At 62.8% G+C, this 10,777-nt stretch carries 15 protein-coding genes; 5 read left to right on the plus strand and 10 right to left on the minus strand.

The features are described from left to right. Positions 1–35: 35 nt before the first annotated feature. Positions 36–437 (plus strand): DNA-binding protein, encoded by a 402-nt coding sequence (locus IHE39_RS25120; protein WP_192568395.1) that lies wholly within the window; start codon positions 36–38, stop codon positions 435–437. Between the two features lie 75 nt (positions 438–512). Here IHE39_RS25120 and IHE39_RS31290 read toward each other — a convergent pair whose 3' ends face one another. The 5 genes from IHE39_RS31290 to IHE39_RS25140 all read right to left on the minus strand — a co-directional run bounded on the left by IHE39_RS31290 (position 513) and on the right by IHE39_RS25140 (position 4,364). Next, entirely contained in the window at positions 513–665 is a 153-nt protein-coding gene (locus IHE39_RS31290) for a hypothetical protein (protein ID WP_491844521.1), read from the minus strand. Positions 666–728: 63 nt separating this feature from the next. Then, on the minus strand, positions 729–893 hold the full coding sequence (locus IHE39_RS31295; RefSeq protein ID WP_491844522.1) for a DUF4143 domain-containing protein: 165 nt from the start codon (positions 891–893) through the stop codon (positions 729–731). Positions 894–1,248: 355 nt separating this feature from the next. After that, entirely contained in the window at positions 1,249–1,470 is a 222-nt protein-coding gene (locus tag IHE39_RS25130; RefSeq protein WP_192568396.1) for a hypothetical protein, read from the minus strand. Positions 1,471–1,479: 9 nt separating this feature from the next. Next, complete coding sequence (locus IHE39_RS25135) at positions 1,480–3,969, minus strand: relaxase/mobilization nuclease domain-containing protein (protein ID WP_192568397.1); 2,490 nt, start codon at positions 3,967–3,969, stop codon at positions 1,480–1,482. Continuing rightward, positions 3,969–4,364, minus strand: a complete 396-nt coding sequence (locus IHE39_RS25140; RefSeq protein ID WP_192568398.1) for a plasmid mobilization protein — start codon at positions 4,362–4,364, stop codon at positions 3,969–3,971. Before IHE39_RS25140 ends, IHE39_RS25135 begins: the two co-directional genes overlap by 1 nt. Positions 4,365–4,620: 256 nt before the next feature. Between IHE39_RS25140 and IHE39_RS25145 the strand changes: the two genes are divergently transcribed. The 3 genes from IHE39_RS25145 to IHE39_RS25155 all read left to right on the plus strand — a co-directional run bounded on the left by IHE39_RS25145 (position 4,621) and on the right by IHE39_RS25155 (position 6,348). Next, positions 4,621–5,322, plus strand: a complete 702-nt coding sequence (locus IHE39_RS25145; RefSeq protein ID WP_192568399.1) for a ParA family protein — start codon at positions 4,621–4,623, stop codon at positions 5,320–5,322. Next, a complete protein-coding gene (locus IHE39_RS25150; RefSeq protein ID WP_192568400.1) occupies positions 5,319–5,672 on the plus strand; it encodes a hypothetical protein in 354 nt (117 codons plus the stop codon). Before IHE39_RS25145 ends, IHE39_RS25150 begins: the two co-directional genes overlap by 4 nt. A 172-nt stretch (positions 5,673–5,844) precedes the next feature. Beyond that, positions 5,845–6,348, plus strand: a complete 504-nt coding sequence (locus IHE39_RS25155) for a helix-turn-helix domain-containing protein (RefSeq protein ID WP_192568401.1) — start codon at positions 5,845–5,847, stop codon at positions 6,346–6,348. A gap of 121 nt (positions 6,349–6,469) precedes the next feature. Here the strand turns inward: IHE39_RS25155 and IHE39_RS25160 are convergent, their stop codons facing one another. Continuing rightward, positions 6,470–7,030 (minus strand): hypothetical protein, encoded by a 561-nt coding sequence (locus tag IHE39_RS25160; protein WP_192568402.1) that lies wholly within the window; start codon positions 7,028–7,030, stop codon positions 6,470–6,472. Between the two features lie 529 nt (positions 7,031–7,559). Between IHE39_RS25160 and IHE39_RS25165 the strand changes: the two genes are divergently transcribed. Next, positions 7,560–7,823 (plus strand): WGR domain-containing protein, encoded by a 264-nt coding sequence (locus IHE39_RS25165; RefSeq protein WP_192568403.1) that lies wholly within the window; start codon positions 7,560–7,562, stop codon positions 7,821–7,823. Positions 7,824–7,886: 63 nt separating this feature from the next. On the opposite strand, the gene IHE39_RS25170 is transcribed toward IHE39_RS25165, so the two are convergent. From IHE39_RS25170 to IHE39_RS25185, 4 genes are all read right to left on the minus strand, one after another. Then, a complete protein-coding gene (locus IHE39_RS25170) occupies positions 7,887–8,213 on the minus strand; it encodes a hypothetical protein (RefSeq protein WP_192568404.1) in 327 nt (108 codons plus the stop codon). A 65-nt stretch (positions 8,214–8,278) separates the two neighbouring features. Continuing rightward, the gene (locus IHE39_RS25175) at positions 8,279–8,602 is read right to left on the minus strand and encodes a DUF736 domain-containing protein (RefSeq protein ID WP_192568405.1); all 324 of its coding nucleotides are present in this window, start codon (positions 8,600–8,602) and stop codon (positions 8,279–8,281) included. A gap of 728 nt (positions 8,603–9,330) precedes the next feature. Further along, positions 9,331–9,864 carry a hypothetical protein gene (locus IHE39_RS25180; RefSeq protein WP_192568406.1) on the minus strand — a complete coding sequence of 178 codons (534 nt, stop codon included), beginning with the start codon at positions 9,862–9,864 and terminating at the stop codon, positions 9,331–9,333. A 138-nt stretch (positions 9,865–10,002) separates the two neighbouring features. Then, positions 10,003–10,777: DUF2493 domain-containing protein (locus IHE39_RS25185; protein ID WP_192568407.1), on the minus strand; the 775-nt coding region annotated here is incomplete at its 5' end.

A 10,777-nucleotide genomic window follows, 5' to 3' on the forward strand; every position in this document is an offset into this window, starting at 1 on the left:
GTCTGTGGGCGATGTCACGCTGATCAGAGGACACAATGTCGAACCGGATTCCGCTGGACCCCAAGCTGCCGAAGACATTTGACGCAACCCCGAACGACACGCGAAGCAATCAACAACTCGATGCGTGGTGGGATCGTCCCTACGGCATCACCTTGTCGGACGGCCGAATCGAGGTCCGGTGCTTGAATGGTGGGGCGTGGGACCGTTCAACATATCTCGGCGTCGCCGAAAACTACGATGCGGCGTGTGCATTGGCGGAAGCCAAGCAGGCGGAGTGGCTTAAGTTCCGTGAGCGTCCCAGTGTCTGTCTCGACGCAGAACAGGTCTTGGTGATCCGGCAATCGCAGCGGCCGGACGAAGAACCACAAGAACTCGGGACATTCCCAACCGCCGAGGCCGCCAACGACTATCTGCGCGCCAACTTCCCCGAAACGTAGCCGCTAGGCGGTTGCGCCGTCTGGGCCGCGAGAGAAGTGACAACGGTGCGGCCTGCAGCTTTTCACCAAACGGCGTCACCCGATCATGGTCATGGAGTACGAGTCCACGCACGAAGCGATTGCCCACCGCTTCCTGCAGCTGACGAAGCCTCGAAAATCCTGCGCCCGCACCGTTGCGCTTGCCTTTACCTCGATTCCGATGATCCTCCCGCGACGATCTTCGATCACGACATCGACCTCGTCCTGGTCCTGGTCCTTGGTCCGGTAGTGCGAGAAGGAGACGCGTCGCTCCTACCACGATGCGAGCTTAAGGAAGTCCGACACGACGAAGGTTTCGAGCAGGGCGCCGAAGCGCGTCCGATCCTGCTGCAGCGCTCCGTCCTCATCCTCGCGCAATGTCGCGAGTAGCCCGCTGTCGAGAAAATGCAACTTCGGCGTCTTGACGAGGCGGCTCAACCGGTTGCTCGACCACGGCGCCAAGGTCCGGACTAGGAAGAGGCGCTCGACGTTGACGGCACCAGCATGATCATCGAGATCGCGTCAGAGCCTCGTTTGGACGAAAATCACCCTTCAAACAGACATCATTCCATGAATAATCACAGGTCACGCGTTTTTCGTGCTCGACCTTCTGCCAATAGCAAGCGAGAGGGCGTGCCACCTCCGCGCCGTCACAAGCCTCCCGATGTGTTGATCGCACACGCCGGACCGCCGGGCAATCTCCGTCATTGGCATCGACCAGACTAGTTCGTGCAGCTCGCGACTTAGTTCCATCATTGCCTTCGGACGCGGCTTGTGCTTGGGCCGTGGCGTCCTAGCTGAACACAAACTCCCTGACGGGAGCCACCCAACTTTCGACCGTACGGTAGAGATCGACAATCCACGCTTCGACGCTGCCGAGCTGGGGCCCGAAGTAAATGAGCGGAGCGATCAACAGAAAGGCGAGCAAGAGCCAAGAACCGGGCCAGCCGTGGTCGTTTTCTGGCAACTCGTCTGGAGGCGGGCCGTATTTATATGGCCAGTTGTCATTCTTCATGACCAACTCCTACCTCTCGCGATCGTCGCGATCGCGGTCATGACGCTCCTCGAGTTCCAGTTCGATTTGGCGAAGACGCGGCACATGCTGCTGCGGCGGATCGGATCTGGCAAGTTCCACGTCGAGGGTCGGTTTCCTTTCAACGAATCGATCATCGGGATGCCTTGTTCGTTGCTCGGACGGCATCGTCGCCTGCTGCTCGACGATCTGGTCATCGTGCTCCGGCGTCGAACGGACCTCCTGACCCGGATCGCGATGTTGCTCGGCTTCGGCAGCACCTTGGAACCCGCCAGGCGCGCCGTCATTCCGGCGCTTCGCGTCGGCGTCGATTGAATCAGCTTTCTGATCGCTGTTTTCTCCCCTGTCGCTGCGCCTGTTCTCGACCCGGGACAGCTCGATCTGATCGATCGTACGCTGCAGCTCCTGATCCGATTTCGCGACTTCGCGCATATATTGGTTGTCGCCATCGATCGCCATTTCGGCGGCACGGTTGATTTCCCGCTCGAGCCCTGCCCGATAGCTCGCCGTGTAGGATTGCGGCAGCTCACCTGTTTCGATCCGCTCAAGCCCCTCGCGATAGTGACTAACCTGGACGAGAACCTCGTTCGCTGTTTCGACCGCCTCCAGTCCGAACCGCGCGACCGCGGCATCCCACTGGGCATTGGGATCCTCATGCTGACCGTCGCGCGAGTCGCGCGGTTCCTGCCCGCCCTCACGATCGGTTTGGCGTTCGGTGAATTCGAGATACTCGCGACGGATGTCCACCACCTCGCGCGCCGCCGCGGCGACCTCCTCGAAATCGGCGCGATCCGTTGCGTCGATCGTCTGCTCCACCGAGGCAAGGACTGCTTCCACACGATTTTCATAGGCTTCGAACTCCGGACGCGTCATCTCTCGCATCTGTCCATCCTCACCGTTCACGAACTCAGCCAACTCTATCATATTGGCTATGTTTTTGACAGATTCGCTTTGGTTATCTACGAAAATACGCTCATTTTGGGTGTTCTCCGTAAATCCTTCCAAGCGACCGATCTGACGCAGTGCAAAGGCGCCCTCGCGCGAGCCGCCAGCCTCATTGGCAAGATCACTCCAGGCCGCGGCCGCTGTTGCCGCGTACTGCCGGCTGCGGTCGGTGGTCGCGAAGTCAATGTCATTCGAGCGCTTTGCCCGATAGCGGCTATGCGCGGCTGAGCTCGTGCCTTCGTGTTCGGTGCGGCCGCGATAGCTGACAGGCCGGACCTGGTTGCGCGTGTACGCTGGTGCGCTGGCAAACTCGCGACGATCAGTCAGCTCCATGTCGATCCCCTGCTCACGCGCCTTTTCCGCCATCACGGAGCGCCATTCCCGGAACATCTGCGGGCTGGTGACGATCCGATCACCGGTCTCCGAGCGCATGGTGACGATCGCATGGGCATGAATGTGTGGCCGCTTGCCGCCCTCAGTCATTTCCTTCGGATCGAGCGCCGGATCGTGAACGGCGAACACATAGCGATGTCCCGCGAACTGTTCGCCCAGGAACTCGCGAACGGCTGCTTCAAACGCGGCCCCATCCGTGCCGGCCCGCGCCGACACGATCAGATGCATGACGTCCCTGCCCTTGCGGCTGTGCAATTCCTTGCGCCATTCTTTCTGGACAAGATCGCCGGCGAGCGCCGCATCCCCGATTAGCCGCCCGGTGTCGTCACGAACTTCCGTGTCGGTCCCAGTGAGCAGTTCGCGCACACGCGCCGTGCCCCACTCTACGCCGTTGCCGTAACCGTGGAACCGAAAGCTCGCCTCGACATCACGGCCGGCGTCGGAAACCTCAAAACGCTGCTGGACGATCTCGGCAGCTTTCCGGTCGCCGGTCAGCCGCTCGCCCGGCCCATCGCGCAGTACAACGATACCGGAGACATAGAGCTCGTCAGGGGATCGCTTCCGCGCGGTGTAGATGAACCGCCGATCACCAAATCCCGAGCGCAGGATCTCGCGCAGCTGGTCATCTTGGTCGACATCATCACGCAGTGATGCTGCATCGACCGAGACATGAAAGACCCCGAGATCCCGGCTGGCAGTGCGATTGTCGAAGAGATGCTCCCACTCGGCGCGCTGTTCGGCAAGCGCGTCCCTTCCGAGCACCCTTTCGCCGCGCTCATTCTCGACGGCGAGTTCACCGCCCCGCGACGTATAGCTCATCATCGCGCCGGCACGGCCGCCGCCGCCGTAGGAGGCCAACTTGACTACGGCAGGCTGACTGCCGCGCGCCAGCGCACCAAAGCGCGTCCTCATCGAGCGGCCGGCCGCGCCCACACCACCACGCGACCGCCGCGCCCCGTTTTCGCCCTGCCGCCGCCGCGCTCGGCCGAAGCCGTCCAGCCGCTCATCGCCGATCCGCGCGATCCCTCCCCTTCGCGGCTCTTCCCAGTCGCTCTTTTCGATATGACCGAGCTGCATTTCATGCACCAGTGTGGCGCGACGGCGCTCCCATTCCCGTTCGAAGGCGCCGGGAAAGAACTCCATCAGGCGCCCTCCCCGCGTCGGGCTGCAGCTGACCGCCGTGTCATCTCGGCGAGTTCGGCAGCGAGCGTGGTCGCAACGCTGTGCGCATCCTTGATGCTGCCTGTGACGTCGCCGTCAGTCGGGACTCTGCCGGTGTTGATGGCTCTGGCAATCTGATTGAGGTTGCCGCCGATCGCCCGCATGCCGTCGGCGAGCAGGCCGAGCACCATGCGATCCTCGTCCCCGAGAAACGGCCGCACGCCGGCGCCCTCCATCGACAGCGACCGGACAAAGGCGGAAACGGTCATCCCGGCGGCGCTCGCGGCCGCCTCCAGCGCATCGAACTCGGCCGGCGAGAGGCGGACATGCGCGACCCTGTCCTTCCGTTTCGACGCTTCGGAAATGCTGCGAACCATCGCCAGCCATACCTCTGCAGGCCGCGGATCGAGGGCCTGTCCCTCGATCGTCAGGAAAAATGTATCACATTTTTCCGTATCCTGCCAACCAAAAATATGGTTGTTTAGCGCCCCACGCCCGCATTAGTCTTATTTTTCAATATCAATAGCATTGTGTTTTTCCATGTTCGTGTGTTTCTATATCGATGTGAATCCACGACCACACGGAAATGGATTCATGTGTCAGTAGAAACACATCTTCATGGGAGATAAGCCGATGACCGTCGTGATCGCCGCCATCAACGGCAAGGGAGGCGCTGGCAAGACCACCGCGCTGATGAACATCGCCGGCGAGTACGCCCTGCGTGGCGGCCACGTCGCCATGATCGACATGGACGCCCGCAACAATCTCATGAAGTGGTGGTCGGACTGCCAGGAGAAGGATGCCCAGCCAGAAGGCATCGAGGTTTATAGCCACAAGACCGCACGAGGGCTGGAGCGATGGATGGAGGAGAGCAGCGGCGTCTTCGATTACGTGCTGATCGACACACCGGGCGAGGACACGTCGATCGTTGATCCGGTAATCGCCTCGGCCAATCTTGTGATCTCGCCGATCCAGCCATCAAAACGTGAAGTGCTCGGGGCCATCGACAGCTTTGAAAATGTGCTTCGCGTTAACGACGTGCTCGGCCGAAATTGCAGGCACGGCGTGCTGCGGACCCGGATCACAGTGACCGTCCGACACGCGGAACTTTATCGGAAGATCAGGCCGATCATCGAGGACAAGGTCGGGACCTACCTGTTTCGCACTGAGGTGTTCGAGCGCAATATCTATAAGGACATCCACAACGGGATTGGAACGCTCCAGATGCAGGAGGTGACGGAGGCGATCGCCAAGGCGCGGCGGGAAACGCAGGCGCTGGTCGGCGAGGTCGACGAAATGCTCACGACTGAGGTGGCTGCGGGGCGTGCGGCATGAGTGCAAAAGAGACGCTGACCCTCGATGAATTCGCGACCGCACCGCGCCGACAGCGTCCGGCGGCTGCCGTGAATCCCGCACGCGCGGAGATCGAGCATCAAGCCGACATGGAGGCCGTGGAACCCTCGGCAGGAGCAGAGCCGAAAAAGGGGGAGACGTCCAGCGAGGCGAGCAAGGCGTTGCGCCAGATGAAACGGGTGCGCATGAAGGGGGTAAGCCACTTCGTGAACGTCCATCTGGATCGCGACATGAAGCGGCGGCTGAAGCTGGCGTCCTTCAACCTGGACACGTCCATGCAGGCCCTCATGGAGAAGGCCATTCGACACTATCTGGACGCGAACGGATTCTGACGACGTATGGTCTAGAGGGGGCTACGCCAAGAATCGAGTTGATATTGTGTCCGAATCCCTGCTAGGAACACCATCGTTTTGGCTCTGATTTTTGGGGTTTGGAGCCAAATTGGGGATTTTCCCGTCTCTTTTGGCGGGTTGGGGCAGCGAGCGGGTTCGAGCGAGCCAGACAATGGCCATCAAGGACGTACAGACTTACATCGACAGGCATGGCCTTGTCGAAACGGACGATTCTGAGGCTGGAAAACCGATCTGGCGAAAGCCGGGATTTGGCGGCATTCGCGGTCTTCTCGAAATCGAGGAGAAACTGAGCCGCTTTCTGCGAGAGCGGCGCGATGCGCAGAACCTGAACCGCGAGCAGGTTGGCATGATGGTCGGCCTGCATCATGAGATCTATGCACGTCACGAGCGCGCCGGAGCGAAGCTCAGGGTAACCCGGCTGCTGCATCTCGCCGAACTGCTCGATTTCTCGCCAATCGAAGCGATCTACGCGGCGGCTCCGCAGTTCTTCGGCGAGACCGAGCAGGAGGCGGAGACGAGGTTCAAGCTTGTGATGCGCATGCTGGACCTGCCGGCGGCTACGGCACAGAATCTGCTCAGGCTGGTCGAGGAACTGTCGCCGGACAGCGGGGCGCAGAACGCGGCGAGGCAGCCGGAAACGAAACGTCGGGGCTGACCGGACACGGGAGGCGGAACTGACGATATCGACCGGACGGCGAGCGGCTACACAAAACGTCGGCCTCCCGTGTTGGAGAAATGCAAGATCGAAGCGGCTTGCACCGCCTCGATCGTTGGCCTCATGAGCCGCTGGTTTCGGGTAGTCTGAAAACCTCGTCCGGATTGGCTCCGGTGCTTTCCCACCACGCCGCCTCGGCTTCGGCCTCGCTGTAGTAGACATTGTCGACGCTAAACCGCGCGCCGCTGATGTCCTCGATCTCGGCAATGATAGCTGCGAGACCGCAGAGCTTGTCGGCCGGCACCGGCACCGCGATCGGGACCTCGCCATCGCGATGATGCCAGCGACCGGTGTGGAAATCGAAATATTCATTCGTGAGATCGTCGACCAGATACTCGTCGAGGAGCGCGATCGGTTCGACCAACCAGGTTTCGTAGTACGCCGTCTGGTAGTGGTGCAGGTCATAGAAGGCGTCCTCTTCGTCCTCCGTCCCGCGCGCAGCGACACGCGCCCAATTGGCGGCGAGGATGTTGCGCTGCGCGTCGATCATTTTCGCAAGCTTCGCTGCGAGAGTGTCGTGCACGCTGCGCGCCAAGTCCGTGTTACAGCCGAGGCGGTTGGCGAGAACGAGGATGCGGAAGCCCGAAAGCTGCGCGACAAGCATGAGAGTGTTGTGTGCCATGTCATGGTCTCCTTCATCTTGATGACGGAGGCCCGGCGACGGGCAAGTCGAGCATCGGGTCAAGGATCGCGAAGCGACCGCCGGAGGCGGCGCGTGGGGGTCCCGATTTTCTGTCGGCGCCCTTTTTCTGGGCGTCGGCGGAAAATTGGCGGGACCGCGCGTCCTTGAGGCGATGGGAGCGGCCAGTAGACTGGGACGTCAGAGAGATAGACCCGCATCCCCGTCAGGGGATGCGTCCATATCCGGCGACCAGCCGGCAGGGTGCGCGAGGGGTCGCCCCTCGTGGCATCGGGGCCGGTCGATCCGGTCTCTGATGCCCTGCGAGATGGGATCGTTACCGAAGGCGGAGACCGCATCAGCGGGCTCCGTGAGCGGCGCGCGAGCGACGCGAATAGAGCCCGGTCGGCCGCAGGCCGGCTCGCCCAAATGCCGCACTTGCAGCCGATGCATCAGCATCCTGAATCGATGGAGACCGATCGATTCATAAAACGCGTTGGACGGCGTCGGTCTCGGACGCAACGATGACGTCATGCAGACCGAAGACGCGATCCATCTCCACCGCATCGATCCTGCGCGCAACATGGCGCGGTTCTATCGTATGTCGTCAACCTTGAGCTTGTTTGGCGATATCTGCCTCGTGCGCGAATGGGGACGGATCGGCAGGCCCGGGCGTATCCGCATCGACCTCTATGAAACCGGAGAGGAAGCCCTGGCGGCGCGCGAGGCCCTGTCGCGCGTGAAGCGGCAACGTGGCTATCGTGATGTGTGCGGAATGGGACGACGTTTAAGGTGAGGGGCAAGCAAGCACAAAAAAAGGCCCGCGCCGGAGGACTCCAGCGCGGGCCTTTTGTGTCGGCTATTTGGATTGCAGATGTCGCAGCAACGCGGCGAGCGGGCCGTCATGTGGCAGGCGGCCGGCCTCCGCTGCAAGGTCGGCAACGAGTTGCGACGTGACGTCCTCGGGCAGCGGCATGAAGCTGTAGCCTCTCGAAAACGCCGCCATGTGCAGCGCGTCGATGGTTTCGAATTCGCGGTCGCTCGTGCCGAGCCACAGCGCGAGATCGTCGCCGCTTTCGTCGGGGAACGCCTGCAGGAAGAAAGTGCGCAGCGGCGCATCGTAGCCGATCGTGGCGTCTGGATCGGCGAGGTCGTCGCTGGTGACGGTGACGGTGTAGCGGCTCATGGAAGCCTCCTGCTCGTGTGGAACACAAAGAGGGCCGGCCTCTTGTGGGGCCGGCCCGTCGCGGTTCACTCCGGGTTGTTCCAGAGGATCACCTTCTTGTTCTCGTCGCCGCCCGGTGCGGGAGCGAGGTTGCCGAAGACGACGCCGATCTCGGGGGCCTCCAGCTTGAACGAGAGGTAGTTCTCGCCGGAGCGTTGGGAGACCCGGTTCCAGGCGGCGCCAATCTCGAAGCCGGTGCGCTTGTTGAGGACGCGGAAGTCGGGGGCGTCCTCGCGGGACTTGTTGGCGTTCGGCAGGACGGTGATCGGGGCGTTGACCCGCAGCGTGGCGAACACGCCTTCCATCGAGCCGTCGGCCTTGGCGGTGAGGTTTGCGATCGTGGTGGCCATGGTACTTCTCCTTCGGTTGCATCGGGACCATTCCCGATGGCGTCGAAGGAGAGGGCAGACCTGCTGCGGTCACTCGGCACAAATTCTGGAAAATTCTATTTGCCCAAATCCGCGGACCGCACTTTCAAGGGCCCCGCTTGCGGGAAGGAAAGTGCTTGGCCCGCAGCAAAGAACCGAAATCGAATTTTCCTGAATTTTTGTCGAGCGTACCCACAACGGGGGTTGACCGCGAAAGCAGGCGGTCCTCTACAAAGGCGACATGAAAAGGGAATGGTCCGGGTGTGAGCGAAGGCGACGCTCCCCGGTCGCCATCGCATTCCCCACCGCCAGGCGCTGCGTTCCGAGGAGGAGGGTTGTCCTGCTGCGTCGCGCCTTCCAACACCCTGCCCGATCCCGACCATCCCGATCGGACGCCCTGCCCGCCCAAGTCCTCCGTCAAACGAACCGGGCTCGCGGTCGCGTCGGGCAGGACCCTTCAAACCCCGACACCGGCAGGCGACCCATTGTTCAGGCGAAGTGCCCCTGCGCGCGTTGCAGGTTCGCAACCGCCCTGCCGCCGGCGCGACGATGGGCAAGACCTCTCTCGGGAATATACGGGAGGTGCCGCAACGGGCCTGCTCCGCAAGGACCGGTGACCGATGGTCGGACGCGACAGGGGCGTAGGGTCGGCCTTCGGCCGGGTCAGGGCGTGCGGCGTGCGCCGCCGGTGCCCCCGCGGATTGCCGCGTTCAGGCAGGCAGCGCCAGCCGCTCCTCCGGCGTCATGCGCGCCTCGACCGCATTGCGAACGTCCGGGCCGGCATTGTGCAGCATGGCGCTGCAGTCCGCCATATTGTGGATGGTCGCCACCATGCCGCGCATCAAGTCGTAAACAACGCACGGCGATCCGTTCAAGGCGAGGCGCAGCACGTTGAGGGCTGTCCCCGGCGATGCGCCGTCCCAGACCATCAGGCCGAAGTCGGCACGCCGGGCCATCTCGCGGTCCTTCGCTGCATGAACGGCGAAACCCTGAGCGCCGTCGGGCGGCGGGATGCGATAGGCCGCCCAATCGCCGAGATTGTTGCGGGGTTCCTTGCCGGCATGGAAGACGCCGACATGTTCGTAGCCGTAACCGGCGAGCAGGCTTTGGGCCTCGGCGTCGGCCCCGGGCGCATCGCCGATTAGCACACCGTGCTCGGCCGCCACGATCGCGCCGATGCGCGCAACTGCGTGTTCCGGCAACTCGAATAAGTCGCGCGATCCGCCTATGAATATCATCGCCATGGTGACTCTCCTTTCTCCTGCAACGCCCCCGTCTCTCTGCCTTCCCCCTCTCCCTCTGGCGCACAGCAACATGATGCGCTGCGCCGGCTGTCGAGGAGCGACGCGCCGTGGTCGGCGCATCGCCAAGGAAACCGGCGCTCACGCGCCGGCCTCTGTAAACCGCCAGACCGGGATGCCGAGGCGGCGGGCCTTGTCGGCCAGGTTCTCGGTGATGCCGGAGCCGGGGAAGACGATCAGTCCGTAGGGCATCACCGACAGCAGCTGGTCGTTGCGGCGGAACGGGGCGGCCTTGGCATGCCGGTTCCAGTCCGGCTTGAAGGCGATCTGCGTGACTTTACGGTTCTCGGCCCAGCAGGCGGCGATGCGTTCGGCGCCGCGCGGGCTGCCGCCGTGCAGCAGCACCATGTCCGGATGCTTCTCGCGGGCCTTGTCGAGCGCGTCCCAAATCCGGTCGTGATCGTTGCAGTCAAGTCCGCCGGCGAAGGCGATCTTGGTGCCGGCGGGTACCAGCACCTCGGCCTCGGCGTGGCGGCGGGCGGCGAGGAAGTCGCGCGAGTCGATCACCGCCGACGTCATCGTCTGATGGTTGACCTTGGAGCCGGTGCGCGGCCGCCAGGCCGATCCCGTCTGCGCCTCGTAGAGGTCGGCGGCTTCGTCGCGCATGATTTCCAGCACGTTGCGGCGCTCGATATAGGTGATGCCCTCGGCCGTGAGCCGTTCCAGCTCGACAGACTTCACCTCGGAGCCGTCCTGCTCGCCTTGGCTCGACCGCTGCGCCTCCTCGTTGCGGTCGAGGTTGCGGGCGACACGCTCGGCCGCGCGATGGAAGACGTTCACGAAGGACCAGAGCAGGTCGTCGAGGTCGGGTTCGAGCCTGGTGTTGCCGAGCATGCCGGCGAAGGTCTCGACGATT

The organism is Aminobacter carboxidus (genome assembly GCF_014863355.1).
Classification (GTDB): Bacteria; Pseudomonadota; Alphaproteobacteria; order Rhizobiales; family Rhizobiaceae; genus Aminobacter; species Aminobacter carboxidus.